The following is a 22,796-nucleotide window of genomic DNA, read 5'->3' as shown; positions in this document are numbered from 1 at the left end:
GAGAGGCATCTTGCCAAAACCACACTTTCCATGCCCGAATTATTGGCGAAAGACCCTTGTCCGGCTAAGTTTTTAGCCCAGCCATCATATCAGTTTTGACTAAAATAATAGAACGTCCAATGCACATTGCCGGAACCGAACAGGCCCCCTTGGACCTTTGCGTCCGGCAGCCAAGACCTTCGTCCTACAGGAAAACGCAGAAGCCTGATGTGACCGTTTCAAGCCCGGACAAGGGAACATCGGGCGCCGCTTGCACACCCAGGGCGCATCCCAGGAAGAACCTTGGCAATGGCGGCCTGGAGCGCACTGATCGTCACACTGATGTCGATCGCAGCCGGTGCAATTGACTTCTGACGCTCGACCGCCTTTTCCACCGGTCTGACATGGCTTGCATTAATATTAGAGACAGCGAATATAGGGGTCGGCCGGCGACCGCCAGAAGTCGGCTGGGCCCGGCGTGCCTCCCTTTGCACCTGGCCGCCGGGCCACTTTTTCTTCTGCTTGTCATTTTTCCTCCAGGCGGCACAAAGCAGCGCGAGCACCTTCCCGTCCCTCGCAACCGCGCTGCCTCGACGCCGGACTGTTCTTCAGGCGCGCCTGGATTTGGGCACTGAATCCGCGCTTTAGCTCCGCCTATTCCGCTTTCGCGGAAGTTTCGGCCGCCGTGCAATATGCAATGCTGCTAATGCGGCGGTACGAGCCGCCCTGGTTGACGCGGGCGCCCCAGCATCCCAACAATGCGCCCCCCCGTCCGCGTCGACCACGGCAGGCGCTTGGCGCTCTCGTCCGATCCGCGAAGTCTTGCGCCGGCGGTGCCGGGGCAACACAGTTGCGCGACAGGTCTCACGAGACATTCGTTGCCGCCTCAGCCGCCGGCCAACGCCTTCGTCGTCACCAGATTGGACGCCGGCCCCCGGTAAGAGGGACACCGCCGCAACAGGCTTGGACCCAATCGCCTACTTCAATTCCACCCACACCGGCGCGTGGTCGCTGGCGCCATCCTCACCGCGCACGTCGCGGTCGATGCCGGCAGCCGTCAGGCGCCGCGCCAGTTTCTTCGACAGCAGGATGTGGTCAAGCCTCAAGCCCGCATCGCGCGGCCAGCGGTTCCGGCGATAGTCCCAGAAGGTGTAGAGCGTCTCCTTCGGGTGTTTCTTGCGCAGGGCGTCCGTCCAGCCCTGCTCGAGCAACGCGGCGAACGAAGCCCGGCTCTCCGGCTGCACCAGCGCGTTGTCGTCATAGGAGTGGGTGGCGTAGATGTCGCGCGGCTCGGGCACGATGTTGTAGTCGCCAGCCAGCACCACTGGCAGGCCGGTGTCGAGCAACTGTTCGGCATGCGCCTCCAGTCGCGCGTGCCAGGCCAGCTTGTAGGCGAATTTCGGGCCGGGCTGCGGATTGCCGTTCGGCGCATAGAGGCAAGCGATGATGATGCCATTCACCGCCGCCTCGATGTAGCGGCTCTGTCTGTCGGCATCATCACCGGGCAGGACATCGCGAGTCAGCACCGGTTCCGACCCCCGCGCCAGGATCGCGACGCCGTTCCAGGTCGCCTCGCCCTTCCACACCGCGCCATAGCCGGCCGCGGCAAGAGCAGAGCGCGGAAACTGGGTGTCGCGCGCCTTCAGCTCCTGCAGGCAGACGACATCGGGTTTTGCGGCAGCCAGCCACGCCAGTAGGTTCTCGAGTCGGCTGTTGATGTTGTTGACGTTGAACGAGGCTATCTTCATCGAAGGTCAGGCAACGATCCGGCCCGACCACGCCTTCACCGTCTCCGCCAGCGTTTTCAAATGATCGGCGGCGGAGAAGCCCGAGATGCTCTTTCGCGGCTTGAGGTCGTGGTCGCCGTCCTCCAGCCAGACAACCTCGATGCTGTCGGAGAGCGCATAAGTCGCAACCTCATCCTTCGTGCCGAATTCGTCGCGCGTGCCCTGGAAGATCAGCGTTGGCGTCTTCAGATCGGCGAGGTGTTTTGTTCGCAGCTGCGTTGGCTTACCAGGCGGGTGGAAGGGATAGCCGAGACACAGCAGGCCCGAGATCTCACCCTTTGCAAGCATCTCGTCCGCGACCATCGAGGCGACGCGCCCACCCATCGACTTGCCGCCGATGATCAGCGGGCCGGCCACGCCCTTGGCCCTGAGGTCGGCGATCGCCTTGATATATTCCGGGTTCACCGTCTCGGCTCGCGGCGGTGGTTTGCGATGCCCATAGCGGCGCGCGGCCATATAGTGAAACTCGAAGCGCGCAACCTGGAAGCCGACTGCAGCCAGCGCTTTGGCGGTGGCGGTCATCGACGGCGAATCCATCGACGCGCCCGCGCCATGCGCGAGCAGGATGGTGATGGAGGCGGTGTCGTGGCCGTCGAAGAGGAAGGTGGTCATGAGGCAGCCTTCCGACAAAGGCCGAATTCCTTCGCACCCCCCTCTGGCCTGCCGTCCGCGCCAGCTGCATATCCACGAACTGCACGCCTTTGGCCGCCACCCCAGCCCATTCCGAATCTGCATCGAGGTCGAGATATCGCACCCACAGCCTACGCGCCTCCAGCAAATTGCCGGCGTCGAATTCCAGCCTCGCCAGGTTGAACACCGGATCGGCATAGGTCTTGTCCAGTGCGATTGCCTTCTGCAAATGCCTTCGCGCCGAAGCCTCGCGGCCTTGCTCGCTCATCAGTCCGGCGAGGTTGAACCACGCCTCGACGAAAGCCGGATCAAGCTTTATCGCCCGGGCATAATCGTGTGCGGCGTCCGCCGCGTGGCCGCCGGCGCGCAGGCAGTTGGCGCGGTTGAAGGCTGCAATCGCGTCACTCGGATCGATGGTCAGGCAGCGCTGGTAGAGTGCGGCCGCCCCGTCATGGTCGCCCCCCTCCTCCGCCGCTTCGGCCTCGGCGAACAGCTCTTCCAGCGTGTCGTCGCCCTCCGCCCCGGCCGTCCCGAGATCGAACAGCAACTGCCCGTCGAGTTCGCTCTGGCCGTCCTCAAGGTAGATCGCATCCGCGCGCCCGTGCTGCGAGCCGACATTGAGCGACTTGGCGGTGAGCGAAGCGACCGGGCCGGAACGATGGACGGAGCGCGCGATCGCGCCCCATGTCGCACCACCGGCGATGAGCCCGGCATATTTGCGCGCCAGGATCAGGTCGCGGAAGGAGTACGGTTCTGCGTCATGCTCGAACGCATCGAACAGGCTGAGCAGGTCGAGGTCGGCGCCCGATAGCCGCGATTGCTCGATCAGCGATTGACGCGACAGCGAAGATGCTTCCGGCGCCTTCATCAGCCCGAGTAGCCGCAGGAAACCGTTCTCGCTGAGGAGTACGCGCCCGGCTGTGCGCTCGGCGGCGACGCGGCGCTCGATCTCGGAGTCGCCGTTCTTCGTCAATCCAGCCTTGGGGAGCAGCGTGCGGCCGAACACGACATGGGTCGTGCGCCGGGTAATACCACGCCGCAACTGGCCGTGCTGGCGTTCCACTTCGCGCGCGGCCAGCCTGAGCGGAAACGCCGCCAGCGCGCCGACAGTGCCGAAGACGGCCCTCGGGACGGCCGGTGCCGTCATTTCCTGCTCTTGCCGACCGCCTTCAGCAGATTGGCCTTCAGCGGATTTTCAGCAGCGCCGCCCGCTGCCGCCTTCCTGGCGGCGGGCTTGGCAACCTCGTCGGCCTTGCTCTTCGACTTGGCCGGCGGCTTCGATTGCGAAAGGCTCGCCTTCAGCGCATCCATCAGATTGATGACATTGCCGCGCTCGGGTGCCGCCGCGATGATCGGCTTGTGGCCCTTCAGCTTCTCGCGGATCATCGCCATCAGGGCGATCTCATAGCGGTCCTCGTAGTTCTTCGGATCGAAGGTGGTTTCCTTCTGCTTGATCAGGGCTTCGGCGAGCTGCAGCATTTCCGGATCGGGCTTGCCGGCCGGGATATTGCCAAAATATTCAGCCGTGCCACGCACTTCGTTCGGGTTCCTCAACGTGCACACGAACATGCCGTTCTCGCGCGCGCCGATCGTCACCACGCGTTCCCTGCTGGACAGCACAAGGCGGGCGATCGCCAGCTTGCCGGATTTGCGCATGGCTTCGCGCAGCACGGCGAAGGTCTCTTCCGCCATCGCGCCATCGGGCGCCAGATAGTACGGCGCGTCCTGATAGATGACGTCGACCTCGCCCTCGTCGACGAAAGCCTCGATGTTCATCGTGTGGTTGGATTCGATGCGCACCGCGTCGAGGTCGGCATCATCGATGATGATGTACTGCTTGTCCTCGTATTCGTAACCCTTGACCAGGTCAGAACGCTCGACGAGCCCGAGTTCGGGGTCGACCGGCTTCATATTGATGCGGTTATGGGTCGTCTTGTGCAGCTGGTTGAACGAGATGCGTTCGCTGGCACTGGTGGCGGGGTATAGTCGCACCGGACAGCTGACCAGACTGAGTTTGAGGTAACCTTTCCAACTTGCCCTGGGCGCCATGAAACACTCCTACGCGGTCATGCACTGACTTTTTAGCTTGAGCATGATCTTATCCGAAAACCGGTTCCCACTTTTCGGGATCATACTCTCTGCAGCGCTTTTCGTCCGAAGGACGAACGAGGCTGCGGAAATCCTACACCGACCCCGCACGATACAGGGAAATTCCTGACGAAATGTTCCGGTACGTCTTTGTGGTCGTGAGTGGAGAATAATTCAAATTGTCGGAAGCGTCGATGGACTCTGGGCTCGGCTTCGCCGGACCTGGGTTCCTCGCCCCCATGAAATGGGGGAGAGGTGGCTCGGCGAAGCCGAGACGGAGAGGGGGAATGGCGCAACCCTATCCCAAGCTGGATCAGAGAAGCCATCTTCAACCGCTGGCGCCGCCCCCTCTCCGTCCGCTTCGCGGACACCTCTCCCCCATTTCATGGGGGCGAGGAACTTAGTTCTTCAAGGTAGGCAAATCCCGCGCGAACTCGTCAATCTCCGCCCATGGATCCCCCGACGTCGCCAGCAGTCCCGGCAGCGAGGAATAATTCAGGTCCTGCGGCGCATCGATGGATTCGAGGTCGCTCCAGCTCACCGGTGTCGAGGCCGGCAGATTGGTGCGGGCGCGCAGCGAATAGGGCGCCGCCGAGGTGTGGCCGCGCGCGTTGCGGTGATAGTCGATGAAGATGCGCTTTTTGCGGTTGTCCTTGCCCATGGTGGTGGTGAAGGTGTCGGGCGCGGTGGCGGCCAGATGCGTGGCTATGGCGCTGGTCGCCTGGTGCAGCTTCTTCCAGTTCTGCTTGCCCGTCACCGGCACGGTGATGTGGATGCCGCTGCCGCCGGAGGTCTTGGCGAAGGGCACCAGCCCCAGCCCCTCCAGCTCGCCTTTGATGTGCACGGCGGCCTCGATCACCTCGCGCCACGAAATCCCCTCGCCGGGATCGAGGTCGAAAACGATCTGGTCGGGCCTGTCGAGGCTGGTGCGGTGGGTGCCCCAGGTGTGGAATTCGACGACGCCGAACTGCGCCAGCGCCAGATAGCCTTTTGCGCCTTCGACCGAGAGGTAGGATTTGGTCTCGCCCTCGGAGTTGGTCGCCTCGAACGTCACCACCGAGGGCGGCATGCCGGTAAAGGCATGACGCTGGAAGAAACAGTCCTTCGGCAGGCCGGTCGGGCAGCGCACCAGCGACACCGGCCGCCCGAGAATGTGCGGCAGCATGAAGTCGCCGACCAGCGCGTAATAGACGGCGATGTCGAGCTTTGTCGGGCCGGTCTTGCCGAACAGCCGCCGCGTCGGGTTGGTCACCCAGATGGTGGCGAGATCAGCTTCCGAGATCAATCGCTTGCGTGTTGACGACACCGGCGTCGACAGGCCGACATCGCGCAAGCCCCGAAAAACCGCGTGGCGCAACGCATTGTCCGAAGTGCGGTTGGCGTAGTGGATGCGGGCCGAGAGCAGCGGCTTCACCCAGTTCATCTCGCGCATGATTTCGCGCGGCGCCCCCTCCGGCGCCCTCGCTCCTGCCGTGAGCGGCTCCAGCCTGGCGAGCAATTCAGCGGCGGTGCCGGCATCGAAGCCGGTGCCGACCTTGCCGCGATAGTGCAATTCACCGTCCTCGAATTCGGCCAGGCCGAGGGCTGCAAGACCTTCGGCCGCATCCGATGTGGTGTAGCCGGCAATGACGAAGTCATCGCTTTGCAGCGCCTTGGTCTTGGTCCAGCTCTTGGTGCGGCCGCTCTGATAGGTTGCGCTGGCGCGCTTGGAGACGATGCCCTCCAGCCCGAGTTCCGACGCCTGGTCGTAGAGCCCCTGCCCGGAGCCCTCGACATGGTCGGAGAACTGGATGGCGGAATTGGCGCCGAGGCCGGACAGCAATTGCGCCAACAGTGCCTTGCGCCGGATCAGCGGCGCCTTGGTAAGGTCCCAGCCGTCGAGATGGAGAAAGTCGAAGGCGTAGAAGTGCAGCTTGCTGCCGGCGCCCTCGGCCAGCGCGTCCTGCAGCAGCGCGAAGCGGCTGATGCCCTTGGCGTCGAGCACGACGATCTCGCCGTCGATGATGGCGTCGCGGCATGGCAGCTTGGCGAAGGCACTGGCCAAGTCGCCATAGCGTTTCGTCCAGTCGATGCCGCCACGGGTGATCAGCCTGACCACACCCTCAGTGACATGCGCCATGGTGCGGTAGCCGTCGAATTTGATCTCGTGCAGCCAGGCCTCTTTGGTGCCCTCGCCATCTGGTGGTTTTGGCACCTGCGTCGCCAGTTGCGGTTCGATGCGGCTAAGTGCCGGGGCCTTGAACGCGCCCGGCAGCATGCCAGGCTTCAGCGAACCCTGCTTGGGTGCGGGTTTGGCGGCCGGTTTCGCTGGCGCCACGAGCTCCTCGATGCGTTTCCCGGATTTGACGCTTTCGGGCCGCGCTGTGAGAATGTCGAGCGCGGTGTCGGAAGCGAGATCACGCTCCTTGAACAGCAGCCAGTTTTTCTTGCTGGGGTCCTCGCCTGGCTTCGGCTTCAGCCGGGTCAGCATCCAGCCGCCATTGAGCTTCTCGCCGGCCAGCCGGAACTTGAAGGCACCGGTCTTGAAACTCTTTTCGACGTCGTCCATCGGCGCCCAGGTGCCGGTGTCCCAGACGATCATCGGCCCGCCGCCATACTCACCCTCGGGGATGACACCCTCGAAGTCGATATATTCGAGCGGATGATCCTCGGTCTCGACCGCCAGGCGCTTGTCGGCCGGATTGAGCGAAGGCCCGCGCGGCACCGCCCAGCTCTTCAGCACATCGCCGACCTGCAGGCGCAGATCGTAGTGATCTGCGGTGGCGTGATGCTTGTGGACGACGAAGCGGTTGCCTTCGCTGGCAATGAGCCCACCGGCAGGTTCCGGCGTCTTCGAGAATTCGCGCTTGGCGCGGTAGGTTTTGAGCTTGGGGGACGGCAAAGCTGCCGATCTCCCCCCTTGCGGGGGAGATGTCCGGCAGGACAGAGGGGGGTGCTGTCCCACCAGCATTTCGGATTTCCCGGCTCGGTGCGAACGGATGGAAGTCACGCTCTCAATCGTCGGTGGCCGGTACAAGTTCCAGTTCCGCCGGTGACAGCCCCTGCTGCAGCTGGCTCAACCGGAATTCATCGACCCAATAAGCCTCGCCGTCGACCAGAACGCGGGCCTGGTAGGTGCCGGCGGAGAAGCTCTGCGCGGTGATGTAGACCTTGTGGCGATCGAGCGCCTTGCGAACTGCTGCGCGCTTCGAGTTCTGGCCGATGACGGGACTGAACATGACGCTGCCCTCGGTCGCCCTGACACTTAACGCGGCCGCTTCCGCGGCCTGGCGACTGGGCTCAAGGATGACGGAGACGCGCAGTCCTGTCAATTTCAGGCGTTGGCGGGTAGTTGGTCAGTTTGAAATTGAGGAGAATGGCAGGTCCATCGAATGCGCGACTAGAGTCGCCTTGTAATGATTGACCAAAGCCCAAAGTGTTCCGCGGAGATCGTCTGCTTCCTCGAATGCGTCAGAGCCGATGCCAATTCCCGCGCAAATGAGGTCTGCTTGTTTCGCGAGCGAATGTAGGGTGTCGCCCTGAATCAAAACGCCGGGGAAGGCTCGCCCTGGATGCCGCATCACTGCTGCATTTGTTGCGTCTGAATAAATCTCAATGTTATCGATCCGCATCCGCTTCAACTCACCTTTTTGCACCAGGCCACGAACCACCGGCTTTTCGGCCTCTTTCGCCTCGATCAGCGCAACGATCCAATCTCCCGAAGCTTGCCAGCCACGCCAGCGGCCATCGCCGGGGTCATGCAGGATAGCCGCCCTCAGGACTTCAATCGGCGCAGGCCGCGCACCAGGCTTTGAACGGTCGTGAACAGCCGCGGATTGGATCGCACCGTGCGCTCGGCCCGTCCGCGAAGCGAAGCGACGGCTGCCACGCTCTTGCCGAGCAAAGTCGGCGTTTCGTCGATCTCGGCCAGAACGGAACCCTCGGCGCCGAACTGTTCCTTGTAGGACTGTCCACCCACCGAAAGGTCGAAATAGTCGAAGCCCTTCTGGCGCGCCCATACCATCAAACGACCCATGATCAAAACGCCGGCCGAGACGTTGCCCACCAGGTCTTGGTCTATCCCGATCACGAGCGTATGCAAGGTGCCTTGTCGGACCAGCGCGTACTGCGCGGCGACCCAATCCTCACCGGTACGCAATCCGAAGACCCGCACCGATCCGTCTGACAGGCCCTGAAGAGCGGCATCTCGATAGAAATCGACAACCGCCGGCTGCGCCAGCAGGTCGAAACGCCCCAATCGGCGAAAGCGCTTGAGCCGCATCTCGACAAGCGTCTCGAAGATAGTCGACACCAGGGCCGGCGTGTCGGCCTCGACCAGATCCGTCTGGCCGTGCCGCTCAAGCCGGCGCCAATCCTTGTTGAAGGTTTTGACAAAGGACGGCCTGCCATTGCGCTTGATCAGGGTTTCCGGATCGCCGTCCAGGACGAGGCCGGATGTGATCTGGTTGGAATCGCGAGAGGCCGCCAGCATCGCCAATGGATTGGCCACGCCGTACAACTGGCGCGGAATTCCCCTGATATGGATCCGATCCGCGGGCGGCAGGACGGACCGCACCGCCGCCCATGCCGCCTCGGCACCCCGGGTGGTCCACGGGCTCGCGTCCGCCAAAAGCGGCGCTGAATAGTCGCAGACATCGCAGCTCAGCCATTCTATCACCCGATGTCCGAACCTCGAACTCCGCATCAGCGGCATGAGCATTTTAAGGTCGCCAGTTCCGGCGTCAGCCACCTCGACGACCAGCAGTTCGGCGCCTGCGGGCATCAGCCGCTTGGCGACCTCCTCGACCCACGCGTAATGCTGATGGGCGGTGCAAACACCATCTGCCTGGCATTGAAGCCAGAGTGGTTTGACCGCTTCGAGGCTGGTGTGCAGCCGCGCCGAGTAGGCATCGTTGGCGACGGTTACGGGACTGGAAGCCTGCCCTTCGGACAAGCCGGTCGCCGCAGCACTTTGCGCTGCCTGGCCTGCCATATCTTCTCCTATCGTTTTGCCGTTGCGAACGGGACTGCCCGCCGCCACGAACCCAATCGGCTGTAACGCGCCTCATCTGGATGCTCGAGATTCCATATGCGGTGATGCGCAAAATACCATGATGCCGCGAGCACGAAGGTCTCGGAGACGGCTGAACCCACCAACGCCCATGGCGGAGACGCAATCGCCAGCAGGATCGCGATCAGTACTAGCCCGACGACCGCACCGCCCATCGTGGTGAACGCAACGATCCGGAAATCGCCGAGTATCTCAAGCACGATGCGGGGCATGATGTAGAGCATGATCGGGACAAAATTCGCGATCACGAAAAACCCGATGAAGCCGACCGAGGCATCCTGGAGGGCCTGGGATTTTATCGTCGGCAGGACGAACATGATCGCGCACCCATAAACCAGGCCGCCTAGCCCCATGACGATCGCCCAGATCTTTGCCTGCGCCCAAACACGGCCTGTTTCGTGGTTCCGCATCAGCCTCGCCAGTTCTGGCTGCGTCATGTTTACGAAAGCAAGACTGATGATGCGCAGCGGCGCAAACAGCACCAGGACCGCCGCCAGCGGTGCGTAGGCGGCAGGCCCGGCAATGCCCGCAACCAGCAGCGCCAGACATTGACCCTGGATGTTGGTTGTGGTCGCGCTGAATGCCGACCAGCGCAGCTGGTGCCAGAGCCTGATATAACGTCGCCGCGTCGGCATACGGAAGCTGACGCGAAGTGTGCGCCGAGCCAGCCGAACCAGGACGAAAATGCCGAACACATTTGCCACGGCAAGTGCATAGAACACCATCTGCAGCGGCTCTTGGGCCAGCCAGATCGTCAGCCCGGTCAGGAAGGTGCCGACCATCGTAAAAGCCGCATCGCTGATGGAAACGACCACCTGCTGGCGACGCGCGAAGAATGCCGTGCGCATATGGCTGCGCAGCGACCACGCGCCGACGAAGCAGCCTGCGGCAATTCCGCTTGGATCGCCGAGCAGATGCATCAAGATTGCCGTGCCGACGGCCATCAGCAACGCCACGATCAGCGCCGCCGTTCCGAAGGCCACGTCATGGGCGTCGACGCCGGCGCTGTTCGTGCTTTTGCTCATCCAGATGCTGGCGGGAACGGCGGTGAGCGACCTGATGTAGGACAAGCCGACGCCGCCCATCACCATGGCAATGGCGAAGAGGCCGTAGCCCTGCGCCGATAGCAAGTGCAAGAGCGCGATGTTGAGGGCAAAATGAAAGCCGCTCTGCATCGCCTCGCCGCCGATCATCAGCACGAGCCGTCGAACCAGATGGCTCGGGAACGCAACCGTCACGGCCTCGTCTCCGCTTCGCGGGCTGCCCGCGCCCGGTCCAGCCTCGCCATGGTCGTTCTCAGCTTGTCGGCGGCGATCGCGGCGATCGCGGCCGCGGCGACCGGCTCGCTGAAGATCGTCTCGTAGCGCGCGCGCCCGGCGGCGACAAACCTACGCCAGGCCTGCGGCCGCAGGATGATCTCCTGCAGTTTCACCGCAAGAGCTCCTGCGTCGCCGGGCGGAACGTGCCAGCCGGTCTCGCCGTCGCTGACCACTTCTACCAGCCCGCCGATCGCCGATACCAGCGGCGGGCGGCCATAGGCCATCGCCTCGATGGCGACGCGCCCCAGCGATTCCGGACGCCGCGACGGCACGGTGACGATATCGGCCCAACGGTAGTGCTCCGAAGGGTCAGGCACGAAAGGCAAGACGCTGACGCGCCCGGTGAGATCCATGGTCTCTACCAGTTCGGCCAACGCGCGCTCGCGCTCGGTGCTTTCAAAGGCTCCGCCGACCAGCCGCACTTCGATCCTCGCCTGCAGCGCCGGCGGCATCGAGGCAATCGCCTCCAGCAGCACCTCCTGCCCCTTGATCCTGTTGATGCGGCCGAGCAGCAGCACGCGCAACGGGCGCTTGCCATCATAGGTCGTCGGTTCGACCGCCGCCGGCCCGGCAACACCGTTGTAGATGACGTGCGTTCGCGCGGCCTTGGGTTTGCCGAACGCGGCGCGCGTTGCGCGCGAATTGAAGATCAGATCCGCATGGCTCCAGTGCATCAGGCCGACGAGTATCCTGCGCATTGCGCCTTCGGGGATTTCATGGATATGCAGGACGGCCTTGCGAGGGAGAAGGCGCGCGGCCAACGCATAGTCGGCGACGATCGAGGTGTTGACGTAAACCAGGTCGCAATCCCTGAGACGCCGCCACGCCCTGAACACGGCAACCGGCAATCGCGCCATCTCTACCGTCGCAAGGCGCGCAATGGCCTGGCGCCTCAGCACCCAGAGCGGTTCGAAGACGATCCGGCTGGCATGGGCTTCCAAAATCTGCACGATCGGCCCACCGCGCGGCAGAACCACCTCGATGTCGGCCGACGGAAACGCTGCGCGCAACGCAGCAACGCTCTCCGCGAAGCTGCGGTCCGAACCATAGAGTTCATAGCCCTGATGAACGCAGGCAATCCGCATCTTTGTTTCCCGCCAGGTGCTACAACCATCGCGCTGGCGATAATGTGCAGAGGCATTGCCGCAAGAATCATGCCGGGCTGAGTAGGCCGACTACCGGCTGCACGACCCTGGCACTGCTTCGTTTCGATACAGTTACGCACAGAAGGGTTGACCGAGAATGAAACGACCGGGTTCAACACGTTTTTTTTACAACCCCGCGCGATGATCGTTCCCCAAGAATGCTGAAACAGGGACACGGCAGGGAAGTTGCCGTCTGTTTCCAAAAAATTCAGCAATTACCAGTGTATAGAAGACGACCTGAAAGTGCCGCCGGCCATGAAACCAGAGACGCCTGCTATTCTGATCCTGGGGACCCGCGGCATACCCGCGGCCCATGGCGGCTTTGAAACCTTTGCCGAAAGACTGGCACTGTTTCTTGTCGCGCGAGGCTGGAAGGTCGCCGTCTATTGCCAGGACGAGGTCGAGCGGATCGACCAGCGGGTGCGCAGCGAAACCTGGCGCGGCATCGAGCTCATCCACATCCAGGTTGCCTCCAAAGGGCCGCGTGCGACCTTGGAATTCGACTGGCAATGCGTCCGCGACGCCGCCGGGCGGCAGGGCGTCTGCCTCGTACTCGGCTACAATGGCGCAATGTTCCTGACCTGGCTCAGGCTGAAGCGGCGCAAGATCTTCACCAATATGGACGGCATCGAGTGGCGGCGCCCCAAATGGGGCATGGCGGCACGCGCCTGGTTCTGGCTCAACGAGTGGATCGGCGCTTGGGCCTCGCATCGGCTGGTGGCCGATCATCCCGCCATCGCCGATCACTTGGCGACGCGCCGGCCACGCAGTGCCATCGCCACCATCGCCTATGGCGCCGATCCGGTAACATCGGCACCGGAAGCGCCGGTCCGTGCGCTCGGCCTGGAGCCCGGGCGCTATCTGGTCTCGATCGCGCGCATCGAGCCAGACAACAACATACTGCCGATCGTCGGAGCCTTTTGCTCCGCCAAGCGCGACATGAAGCTGGTGGTGCTGGGAACGCTGTCCGACGACATCCCCTATCATGTCGCCATCCGCAAGGCGGCGAACGGCTCGGTGGTTCTGCCGGGCGCCATTTACGACCAAGCGACCGTCAAGGCGCTGAGGTACCACGCACGCGCCTATCTGCACGGCCACACGGTAGGCGGCACCAACCCGTCGCTGGTCGAGGCGCTGGCTGCAGGCAACATGGTGATCGCGCACGACAATCCGTATAACAGGTGGACCGCGGGTGCCGCGGCAATCTACTTCACCGACAAGGACAGTTGCGCCGAACGGATGCAGCAGGCGCTGGACGATGACGATCTGGTCCGCAACTGCGGCAATGCAGCGAGGGCGCGCGCCCGCGAAGCCTTCCGCTGGGACGATGTCCTGACTGCTTATGAAAATGAAGCCTATCGGCTTCTCGGTGTCACGGCCCCAGACGCCATCGCGACCAATCGCGCATCAGCCGGCACCGCATGACAGGCTGGTCGCGCCGGCGGGTGCTGCGGACGGCGCTGTCCACGGCGGCCGCCCTTGGCTCGCTCCCGATCCTACCTACCGCTCGCGCCGCCGACGCGCCGCAGTTCCGGCGCGGCGTCAACGCCTGGCCGTGGTTCTCCCTGACGCGCGAATTTCCCGCACCGCGGACCGACTATGACTGGCCGCCCTTCCAGTCGCAGCGGCCGGTGCCGACCCCAGACGACCTTGGTCGGCTGCGCAGGACCGGGCTCGATTTCATCCGTTTGCCGGTCGATCCCGGTCCCTTCCTGGCCGCCGACACCGCCACGCGCGGTCAGTTGCTGGACATGCTCGACGCGGCCGTCACCGCCACGCTCGATGCCGATCTCGGCATCATCGTCAACGTCCAGGCCAATGGCGCCACCCATTACTGGAACCCCGACCGCATGATCTCCAGCACCGCGGCACCCGCCTTCGATCTCTATCGCGGGCTGGTGAGCGAGCTTGCTGGCAGGCTCGAGCGGCTCCAACCCGGCAGGATAGCGCTCGAGCCGGTCAACGAGCCGACGCAGGCCTGCGCGTCGAACGTCTGGTCGCAGATCCAACTCGCTCTTCTGACCGCGGCAAGGTCTTCGGCAGCGACCCTGCCGCTGGTCGTCACCGGCGGTTGCGGCTCGATGGTGAGCGGACTGACCGCTCTCGATCCGGCGCCGCTGTCACGGTTCGAGCCGATCCTGTTCACCTTCCACTTCTACGAGCCCTATCTGTTCAGCCATCAAGGCGCGCCGTGGATGCGCGAACCCGTCTACCGGTCGCTCAACAATGTGCCATGGCCGGCATCCGCCGGCTCGTTGGAACAGACGCTGGTGTCCGTCAGGGCGCGCATGGCGCAGGACACCGAAACCCCTGAAGACGCCAAGCAGGCCGCCTATGCCGAAACCGAGCGGGTACTGAAAGTCTATTTCGACGCCCGTCCCGACCGCTGGTTCGTCGACAAATATCTTGGCGAGGTTCGCGCCTGGGCCGACGGCCACGGTCTAGCGCCGGAACGCATCGTCATGGGCGAGTTCGGCGCGCTGCGCACCGACGCCCGCTATGTCGCCGCACCCAATCCGGACCGGGCACGCTACATCGCCGACGTCAGGCAGAGCGCCGAGGCGTTCGGTTTTGGCTGGGCGTTCTGGGATCTCTTCGACGGCATGGGGATGATGGATGACACCACGCGGGCGCTGGACCCTGATATCATCGCGGCGCTTGGCTTGGCCATGCCGGCGGACTGACCGGTCTCACCATCGCCTTTGCCGGCCGGTACAGCACCAAAGCCAGCACCACGAACTTCGTCAGCAGCGTCGTCTTCGAGGCGACGCTTTCCGAGGTGTTGATCAGGATGATCCAGCCCAGCATCGGCAGCCAGATGCCGGGATGGCAGCGCCGCGCCACCTCAAACAAGAACAGCACGAAGCCAAACGTCAGCAAAAGGGTGAAGAAGGCGCCCTGGTAGACGATCGTGCGGATGATCGGGTTCTCGATGCCCTGTTCGAGACCGTTGATGCGGCGCAGGCTGTCGACCAGTTCGACATCCGGCCCAACGATCAGGTCGCGCCATTCCAGATACTTGAAGAGCTCGAACATCTCGACGCGGGCATTGGCGCTGCCGCTGTCCGACACGAAGCGCTCCAGCAGCGCGTCGAAAAAGCCATAATATGCCGCCACGACGATGACGACCGGCAACAGCGCGGCAAGCATGAAGCCCAGTGCTGCACCCAGCAGGTTGACGCGGCCCCGGCGCAATTTGGTGATGCCCTGAAAAAACAGATAGAAGCCGCCGAGCACGATCGTCGTCACCATAGCCGTGCGGCCTCCGAAGGCGACGAGTGCCGCGCATTGGAGGCCGATCAACCCTATCCGCACAGGCATAGATAGGGATCTGGCGCCGGAGAGCAGCGCAAGCACGTAGATCGCTGTCACCATGGCATTGGCAAGCGGATGACCCTGCAGCGCGCTCGAGCGCAGATCGGTGGTAAACGCCACGCCGTCGAGGCGATAGGGGAAAAGCAGCGTCTTGGTCGCGAACTCGAAAAGGGCAAGCAACGCATTCGCCGTCATGACCACGTGAATGACGGTCTGCAGCCCGGCGAATGTTCGTTCGTCGTCCTCGCTGAGTATCAGCACCAGAAGTGCCGCGGCCACGAACGTATCGATCATGCCGGCCATGCCAGGACGCTGCCTGGCGATGACGACGAACAGCAGCAGGATCGAGATGGCGGCCATCAGCGCGCTGGCCGGCCGCCTGTCGGCGATATGGACGATATAGCCGACCGGATTGCCTGATGTGCAGGAGCGCCAGGCAAGCAAGAGCACGATGAGATAGGTGGACGGGTGGATCTTGGTCGCCGGGTTGCCGAACAGGCCGTCGTAATTGTAGCCCACCAGCCACAGCATGCCGCCCGAGACGCCAAACAGCACCGCCACCGCTGCGATCAGCCCGAAGCGCGTCAGCGCATCGACCGATGTGCCGGCGCGTCGCGCTGCAGCACCATGGTTCGAAGCGCTTCCGCTCCAACTGGTGGCCCAAGGGGTGGCCCAAGGGGTGGCCATGTCAGGCCGCCTCGTCGACCAGCAAGGCGGCCGTTGGCAACCGCCCCATGACGGAAACGGCCTGCGACGTCGCGGTAACGTCGCGCATCGGCGTGGCGTTCAGAGTGGCGACGAGCACGATCTCGTCGACCATGGCAACCAGCGGCGAGGCATTGAGATTGTCGGCCAGCGCGCCGCCGTCGATGACGACGAGCTCAAAGCTGCGGCTGGCGTGGGCCAGCATTTGCTGCGCGTAGTAGATGCCATGCGCTTCCTGGAAGGCCGCCTTTGAACGGCCCCTGCCGAGCACCGCAACGTTGCTGCCGGCCGCGTAGTGACTGACGGCCTCGAACGCATACTCGCCGCGCAGAACGTCGAGGACTCCCGGCTGCGGATCCTTCTGGCCGCCGCTGCCATTGGCATCGATGAACAGCACGCGGCTGCCCCTGGATGCCGCGACATTGGCCAGCAATCGCGCCACCCGGCTGCGCTGGGCGCCTTCGCCCGGCGACGATGTCACCAGGATGGATGGTACCAGCGGCCAGTCCGGCGGCCGCTGGCCCGAACTGAACATGCGTCTCAGCGCGAGGCCGACGACGGCATCGGTCTTCTGGCTGGAGACGGCCGCACTCCCGCCGAACGGCCACCTGCGACGGCCTGACTTTGCCGGCACCACGCCCAGCACCGGCGCCTCGATGGCCGACTGCATCTGGGCGCTGGAAAGCACCGTCGGAGAGGCATATTCGGCGATCAGCGCCAGACCGGTGCCGAGCCCTAGGCCGCCGAAGATCGCGCCGAACAACAGCAGCGAGAAAGGCGGCCAGCTCTTCTTCAGGGCCGGGATGGCATTGGAGATGATGCGCGCATTTGTGCTGTCGACATTGATCTGCTCGCGTGTCTCCTGCGCGCGCTGGAGATAGTTCGCATAGACGGACCGCACCGCCTCGAGATCGCGCTGCAGTTCGCGCAGCCGCACGGAGGCCTGGTCGGTGTCGAGCGACTTGCTCTTCATACCGGCGACCTTGGCTTCCAGCGCCTGCTGGTTGGCCAGCGCCCGTTCGTAGTCGGTCTCTGTGGCGGTGGCGATGCGGCCGAGTTCGCGCGCAATGAGCTGGCGCGTGTCGCGCAGCTGCTGCTGGGCTGCGATCAGCGAGGGATGACGCGGCCCCAGTTCGGTGCCGAGCTGCGAGACCTGGTCGACCAACGTCGCCTCTTGCGCCCGCAGGCTCGAGATCACCGCCGAGCGCATCGCTTCCGAGGTTGCGTCCGCCGTACCGCTCTTGCGGCGCATCTGGTCGACCTGCGCCTTCAGCGCCGCCGTGCGGCTCTGCGCCGCCGAAAGCTGCGTGTTGATCTCGGTCAGCTCCTGGTCGCTGACCAGATTGCCTGCCGCCATCACCATATTGTTGGCCGACTTGTAGGCCTCGACGGCGTTTTCGGCTTGCTGGACGCGTTTGCGCTGCTCGTCCAGCCGCGCGGTGATGGACACGGAAGCGTCCTTGGCCATTTGCGCTCGCGCGCTGGCCTTGTCGACCAGATAGGCCTGGGCGATGGCATTGGCCAGAAGGGCGGCCTTGTCGGCGCTCTTGGCGGTGACGATGACGTCGAGGACCAGCACCTTGTCGGCCCGCTTCACCGCCAGGCGTCGGCGTAGCGCGTCGAGCGTCTGCGCCGACCTGTCGCCTTCGGCCGATCCCGAACCGAGCAGGCCCGACAGCAAGCCCTGCCCGTTGAATTCGGGATCCTGCGTCAGGTTCGTCGCCGCGATCGCCCGCATCAGCACGCCTGTCGACTGGACCACGCTGACCTGGCTCTCGACCTGCGTGATGCCTCCGTCGGGTGAGATGCGGCTCGGATTGACGTCGTTGGTGATGACCTGCAGGTCCTGCGGATCGATGAGGATTTCCGCCGCCGAGCTATAAAGCGCTGGCGTGAGAAGGCCGTAGAGCAGAGCTACCAGCGTCAGCAGCGCGACGGTGCCGAAAATCCAGAACCGGCGGCGCACCAGGATGCGCTTCAGATCGCCGAGTTCGACAGTCGAAGCCGCATAAGATCCCGCGGACCGTCCCGCATCCGGAGAGCTTTGCTGAGGAACCATGGGCAGGGATGATTGCATGGCTGCCTCCGACAATACTCTATCAGTCCGCAAGCTCAGATTGCGGCGCTAAGCTAGCTATTCCTCCAACTGTTAAAAGATTGTTAATTATGTTGAGAGGTCATGTGAATTTTGGCACGCGGTTTGCTTAAAAATATACATACCTGGGTGTTGGCTACGCGGCGAGCGGAGATGTACTGGATGGGGCTACAGTTTGATCGGATCGGCAACCTTGTCGGGCCACCAACATGCAGGTAAGCCTGCGCCTGGACGGCGACTGCGTCCGCGCCTTTCACATCGCATTGCTGGAACGCCTCGCAGCGCTTGACGATGTCGAACTGTCCGTCGACGCCAAGCCTGCGGGCGGCGGCATCCCGCGCAGCGCCGCGGCGCTGTTTCAACTCGAAACGGCGATACACGGGCTGTCCCATGATGGGCTGGCGAAGCGTGTGCCGTTTTCGGCACTCGCTCCCTACCGGACGCAGGCGCCCGCTTCGCCCGATCTGGTTGTCGACCTCTGCGGCGATGTCGAGTTGGATGGCGTGCGGGTCTGGCGCGTCACCTATGATCGCGCCAGCGGCGAAGCGGCTTTGCTGGCCTTGATCCTCGCCGGCCGCACGCCGCTTGCCCGTATCGAAGAGAACGGCGTTGCAATTGCCGCCGGGCGCCTGGGAACCGAATATGGCGGCATCGCGCTCGCTTCCTTCCAGGACATGCTGGCGCGCACCGTCAGCCTGATCGTCGCTGCAATGACAGGCACGGCAAAATCCGTGCCTGATCTGCCCGAGCCGGCGCAACCCAATCCCCCGCCAATGCCCTCGGCCGGCAAGCTTGGCGTAAGAGCCGGCAAGGCGCTGGCGCGGCGCATCGTCCAGAAGATCTACCACCTTTGCTACAACGCGCCGCACTGGAAGGTCGGCTGGCGGCAAACCAACGGCCGCGATCTGTTCGATCTGCGCGCGCATCCGGCATCGGGCTGGCGAGAGCTGCCGGACGACGGCAGCCGCTTCTATGCCGACCCGTTCCCGATCCTCTACAAAGGCAAGCTGACCCTGTTCGTCGAGGACTATATCCACCGGCTGGGCCGCGCCATCATCTCCGCCGTGCCCTTCGGTCCGGCCGGCCCGATCGGACACCCTGAACCGGTGCTCGACCTGCCCTACCATCTCTCCTACCCCTTCGTCTTCGAACGTGACGGCGAGGTCTGGATGATCCCGGAAAGCTGCGCCAACGGCACGGTCGATCTTTACCGGGCCACCGCCTTTCCCGGCGGATGGGTCAAGGAGGCGACGCTTCTATCGGGTGTCGTCGCCAGCGACGCCACCCTGGTCGAGCATGGCGGCGCCTGGTGGATGTTCGCCACCGTCAGGGATAGCGGGGGCGCCTTCTCCGACGCGCTGCATCTATGGTCGGCGCCGGATTTTCGCGGTCCCTGGACGCCGCATCCGAACAATCCCGTGCTGATCGACATCGCCTCGGCGCGGCCGGCCGGCCGCATGGTCAAGCGGGGCAACGACCTGCTGCGCCCGGTTCAGGACTGCCGCAGGAGCTATGGCGCGGCTCTCGGCATCGCACGCGTTTCTCACCTTGATTTGATCGGCATGGAGCAGGTCGTTGAAACCATCTTAAATCCAGGTGCGCTATGGAGTGGGCGCAAACTTCACACACTCAACGAGGCGGGCGGGTTTGAATTCATCGATGGTTCGGCGATCGCACCACGCTGGAAACGACGGGTCCGCTATTAACCTAAACATTGGTTACTACCAGACACGCGCTTCGGTTGCTTGAGGTTGATTCGGGTCCGGAAGATATCTTTCTAACGTATTGTAATCTTGAAGTTGCTACCGGAAAGGGCAGCGAAATGAGTACCGCAGAGGCTGGCCAAACCGAAGTCGAAGTGGCGATCGTTGGCGCCGGGCTGGCCGGCGCCACTTTGGCAACCGTGCTGGGCAAGGCCGGGCGCAAGGTGGCGTTGATCGATCCGCACCGCGTCCATCACGACGAGTTCCGGGCCGAGAAAACCCGCTTGGTACAGATGCAATTATTCGACAAGATCGGCCTCGGTCCCGTCATCAGGCCCCTTGTCACTCCGACGACCGACATCCATGTCTTCCGGCTCGGACAGTTCTTCAATCGCAAGCAGGACTCGGAATTCGGGTTCTCCTACGGCCCACTGGTAAACGGCCTGCGCGAGGCCCTGCCGCCTGAAGTGCCGCTCACTGTGGGCAAGGTCGCCGAGGTCTCGACTGGGCCGGACCGGCAGCGCCTTGTGCTCACCAACGGCACCGTCATCGACGCCAGGCTGCTGGTTGTTGCCACCGGTTACAGCGAAGCGGTGCGCCGCGCCATCGGGGTGGAGCGCGTTGAGAATTCGAAGGCGCATTCGCTATCGATCGGATTCGATCTGGCGATCTCTCCGCAGGAATTCGGTTCTCGTTCCCTCACCTTCTATCCCAGGCGCATTGGGCATCGCATTGCCTTTCTTACCGTCTTCCGGATCGGCAACCGGATGCGGGCAAACATGTTTGTCTACCGGACCGTTGCCGAGGCGTGGACGCAAGCGTTTCGCGCGGATCCGCAACAAATGCTTCTGCAATTGATGCCCGAGATATCAGCGCAATGCGGCAACTTCGCCCTCGCCAGCCCGGTCGAATTGAGACAGGTCAGCCTGACGACCACCAGTGGCCACCGCCGGAGTGGCGTCGTCTTCATCGGCGACGCGTTCTCCACCACATGCCCGGCGCAAGGTGACGGCATCCGCCGGGTGGCTACCGATGTCGATCGCCTGTCGACCCACATCCCCGCTTGGCTGGAAACGCCCGGCATGGGCGTCGACAAGATCTGTACGTTCTACGACGACCCGATCAAGATAGCCGCCGACGCGACCGCCATGCGCTCCAGCCTCTACGCCAAGGCAATCTCCACCGAGGCCGGATTGGGATGGCGTATCCGCCGGCTGCGCAACAACACTGCCCGCCGACTGATGATAGTTGGCCGCAAGATCAGACATTTATCGCCGAAGCGGGCACTTGAGGCTATTCCGGAGGAGCCTAGATTGGACGTCCTGCCTCCGCTCGACAACATCTAGAGTACCCGTGAGCGCCAGGCTGAAACAGCTCGACAGCATCCAGCGGTTAGTCAGCGCCAGGCGGCCTCATTCTTTTGTTCGTAGTCACTGAAGGCCTTTTTCAGGCCGCCGAGGACTTCTGCCGCGGTTTCGAACATCGCCTTGAATTTGGGCTCGTCGACCTTGCCGATGTCCTCGCGAAGGTGATCTATGGTGTCCTGCAGGCGTGCCTGCATCTTCTGGGTATGATGCAGTGGATCGCGGTCGGCTTCGCTGACCATGGCTCTCTCCTTCGTTCTGCTGACTCGAATTGCCACTTCAACGAACAAGACTGAAGTCCGTTCCCGACATCGAAACCCGGCCGCGCGGCCCCGCTCAGGTCGGTTTTGGCTGTGACAAGCTTGGCGAGCCAACGGATTCCCGCATCAAGACCTTGCAAGGTTCGAGCCGCGCGATCGGCGGCTCCTCCCCGCCCGCGATCCTGGCAAACAGCGCCTCCATGGCGTGGCCGGCGATCTGGCGCACCGGCTGCACCACGGCGGCGATAGCCGGCCATGTCACCTGCATCCATTCGGCGTCGTCGAAGCCGACCAGCGAAATGTCGTCGGGGCAGTGCCAGCCGCGGCGGCGAAATTCGGACAGCGCCACCAGCGTGCCCTTGAGGAACAGCGAATAGACCGCCGTCGGCCGTTCGCCTTTTGCAAAATAGTCGCGCAATTGCGCCCGCAGTGTTTCGACATCGGCTTCGGCAAGCACGACGTCGATGCGAACATCCGGCGCCAGTGCCCGTGCAGCGGCGCGAAAGCCCTCTAGGCGGGCGCGCCCCGTCGCCGCCTGTTCGCTCAGACCGACGACCAGGATGTGGCGATGGTCCTTGCCGATCAGCTCGCGCGCGACCTCAGCGCTAGCGGACGCACTGTCGGCCGACACGGTGTCAAAGGCGTCGTCGGACAGCACGCGGTCGATCAGCACGCCGGTCATGCCGTTGGCCTTCATGAATGCGGCAGCCGGACCATGTTCGTTGCGCACCGGCGCCAGCACCACGCCGGCCACCCGCCAGTCATGCATGCGGGCCAGGATCTCGGTTTCGCGCGCCTCGGATTCGCGGCTCGATGCCGCCACCAGCGTATAGCCGCGCTGCTCGGCGAAGCTCTCGAGCTGCGTGACCATCTGGCCGAAGAACTCGCTTTCGAACTCTGGCATGATCGCGCCAATGATGCGGCGCTTGGCCCGGCGCAGGTCGGAGGCAAGCGGATCGATGCGGTAGCCCAACAGCTCGACGGCATCGATGACGCGCTGCGCATTCTCTGGCTTCACCGTGGTGACGCCGGCCATGACCTTGGAGACGGTGGCGGCCGACACGCCGGCGCGGCTTGCCACGTCGTGGATCGACGGACGCCGCTGCTGGGCCTGCCTATGCGCCATTGGTTCTTTTCCCGAGGCGGGGGCAAACGCATTTCTCGCCCGCTGCAATAGGAGTAAATCGATTTTTCGTGGTTGTAAATCGTTTAATCCAAGGTAACACTCCCCCCGAGAGAGGCGCGATCCAGATCATCGCCGGGAGGAATCGTCATGTCAAACAATGCCTTGCCGCTGGTCATCAGCGCGCCGGAGCCACGCACGCTCGACCTCATATTCACATCGCCGCAACTGGC

Annotated in this window: 17 protein-coding genes and 1 pseudogene; 4 read left to right on the top strand and 14 right to left on the bottom strand. The window is 63.6% G+C overall.

Going from position 1 to position 22,796, the window contains the following annotated elements; all coding sequences use genetic code 11:
• Positions 1-956: 956 nt before the first annotated feature.
• The 10 genes and pseudogenes from NKJ90_RS10285 to NKJ90_RS10240 all read right to left on the bottom strand — a co-directional run bounded on the left by NKJ90_RS10285 (position 957) and on the right by NKJ90_RS10240 (position 11,938).
• Complete coding sequence (locus NKJ90_RS10285) at positions 957-1,727, bottom strand: exodeoxyribonuclease III (protein WP_023760094.1); 771 nt, start codon at positions 1,725-1,727, stop codon at positions 957-959.
• A 6-nt stretch (positions 1,728-1,733) separates the two neighbouring features.
• Complete coding sequence (locus tag NKJ90_RS10280) at positions 1,734-2,378, bottom strand: alpha/beta hydrolase family protein (protein WP_023760093.1); 645 nt, start codon at positions 2,376-2,378, stop codon at positions 1,734-1,736.
• Between the two features lie 46 nt (positions 2,379-2,424).
• A pseudogene (locus NKJ90_RS10275) lies at positions 2,425-3,543 on the bottom strand (tetratricopeptide repeat protein); the annotation flags it as partial.
• Entirely contained in the window at positions 3,540-4,445 is a 906-nt protein-coding gene (gene ku, locus NKJ90_RS10270) for a non-homologous end joining protein Ku (RefSeq protein WP_031260458.1), read from the bottom strand. The pseudogene NKJ90_RS10275 and the gene ku, both read right to left, overlap by 4 nt.
• A gap of 439 nt (positions 4,446-4,884) precedes the next feature.
• Entirely contained in the window at positions 4,885-7,365 is a 2,481-nt protein-coding gene (gene ligD, locus NKJ90_RS10265; RefSeq protein ID WP_023760090.1) for a DNA ligase D, read from the bottom strand.
• A 112-nt stretch (positions 7,366-7,477) separates the two neighbouring features.
• Positions 7,478-7,702, bottom strand: a complete 225-nt coding sequence (locus NKJ90_RS10260) for a hypothetical protein (RefSeq protein WP_031260456.1) — start codon at positions 7,700-7,702, stop codon at positions 7,478-7,480.
• Between the two features lie 117 nt (positions 7,703-7,819).
• Positions 7,820-8,134, bottom strand: coding sequence for a DUF6959 family protein (locus tag NKJ90_RS10255; RefSeq protein ID WP_023760088.1), 315 nt, complete (start codon positions 8,132-8,134; stop codon positions 7,820-7,822).
• Positions 8,135-8,238: 104 nt separating this feature from the next.
• Complete coding sequence (locus NKJ90_RS10250) at positions 8,239-9,456, bottom strand: GNAT family N-acetyltransferase (RefSeq protein WP_023760087.1); 1,218 nt, start codon at positions 9,454-9,456, stop codon at positions 8,239-8,241.
• Between the two features lie 8 nt (positions 9,457-9,464).
• Positions 9,465-10,772, bottom strand: a complete 1,308-nt coding sequence (locus tag NKJ90_RS10245; protein WP_031260453.1) for a lipopolysaccharide biosynthesis protein — start codon at positions 10,770-10,772, stop codon at positions 9,465-9,467.
• Entirely contained in the window at positions 10,769-11,938 is a 1,170-nt protein-coding gene (locus NKJ90_RS10240; RefSeq protein ID WP_023760085.1) for a glycosyltransferase, read from the bottom strand. The genes NKJ90_RS10245 and NKJ90_RS10240 overlap by 4 nt, the downstream gene beginning before the upstream one ends.
• Positions 11,939-12,253: 315 nt before the next feature.
• Here NKJ90_RS10240 and NKJ90_RS10235 point away from each other — a divergent pair, with 315 nt between their 5' ends.
• The gene (locus NKJ90_RS10235) at positions 12,254-13,423 is read left to right on the top strand and encodes a DUF1972 domain-containing protein (protein WP_031260451.1); all 1,170 of its coding nucleotides are present in this window, start codon (positions 12,254-12,256) and stop codon (positions 13,421-13,423) included.
• Positions 13,420-14,682 carry a glycoside hydrolase family 5 protein gene (locus NKJ90_RS10230; RefSeq protein WP_023760083.1) on the top strand — a complete coding sequence of 421 codons (1,263 nt, stop codon included), beginning with the start codon at positions 13,420-13,422 and terminating at the stop codon, positions 14,680-14,682. The genes NKJ90_RS10235 and NKJ90_RS10230 overlap by 4 nt, the downstream gene beginning before the upstream one ends.
• Here NKJ90_RS10230 and NKJ90_RS10225 read toward each other — a convergent pair.
• Both NKJ90_RS10225 and NKJ90_RS10220 read right to left on the bottom strand, forming a co-directional pair.
• Entirely contained in the window at positions 14,645-16,000 is a 1,356-nt protein-coding gene (locus tag NKJ90_RS10225) for a VpsF family polysaccharide biosynthesis protein (protein ID WP_352486082.1), read from the bottom strand. The genes NKJ90_RS10230 and NKJ90_RS10225 overlap by 38 nt on opposite strands.
• Before the next feature lies 1 nt (position 16,001).
• The gene (locus NKJ90_RS10220; protein ID WP_031260448.1) at positions 16,002-18,095 is read right to left on the bottom strand and encodes a GumC family protein; all 2,094 of its coding nucleotides are present in this window, start codon (positions 18,093-18,095) and stop codon (positions 16,002-16,004) included.
• 227 nt (positions 18,096-18,322) lie between these two features.
• Here NKJ90_RS10220 and NKJ90_RS10215 point away from each other — a divergent pair, with 227 nt between their 5' ends.
• Positions 18,323-19,819, top strand: coding sequence for a glucosamine inositolphosphorylceramide transferase family protein (locus NKJ90_RS10215; protein ID WP_023760080.1), 1,497 nt, complete (start codon positions 18,323-18,325; stop codon positions 19,817-19,819).
• A 116-nt stretch (positions 19,820-19,935) separates the two neighbouring features.
• The gene (locus tag NKJ90_RS10210; protein ID WP_023760079.1) at positions 19,936-21,162 is read left to right on the top strand and encodes an FAD-dependent oxidoreductase; all 1,227 of its coding nucleotides are present in this window, start codon (positions 19,936-19,938) and stop codon (positions 21,160-21,162) included.
• 50 nt (positions 21,163-21,212) lie between these two features.
• Here NKJ90_RS10210 and NKJ90_RS10205 read toward each other — a convergent pair whose 3' ends face one another.
• Positions 21,213-21,422 (bottom strand): hypothetical protein, encoded by a 210-nt coding sequence (locus NKJ90_RS10205; RefSeq protein WP_023760078.1) that lies wholly within the window; start codon positions 21,420-21,422, stop codon positions 21,213-21,215.
• A gap of 94 nt (positions 21,423-21,516) precedes the next feature.
• The gene (locus tag NKJ90_RS10200) at positions 21,517-22,566 is read right to left on the bottom strand and encodes a LacI family DNA-binding transcriptional regulator (protein WP_023760077.1); all 1,050 of its coding nucleotides are present in this window, start codon (positions 22,564-22,566) and stop codon (positions 21,517-21,519) included.
• Positions 22,567-22,796 lie beyond the last annotated feature (230 nt).

The organism is Mesorhizobium sp. M0051, assembly GCF_040323235.1.
Lineage (GTDB): Bacteria > Pseudomonadota > Alphaproteobacteria > Rhizobiales > Rhizobiaceae > Mesorhizobium.
This window is presented reverse-complemented; position numbering and strand designations above follow the sequence as displayed.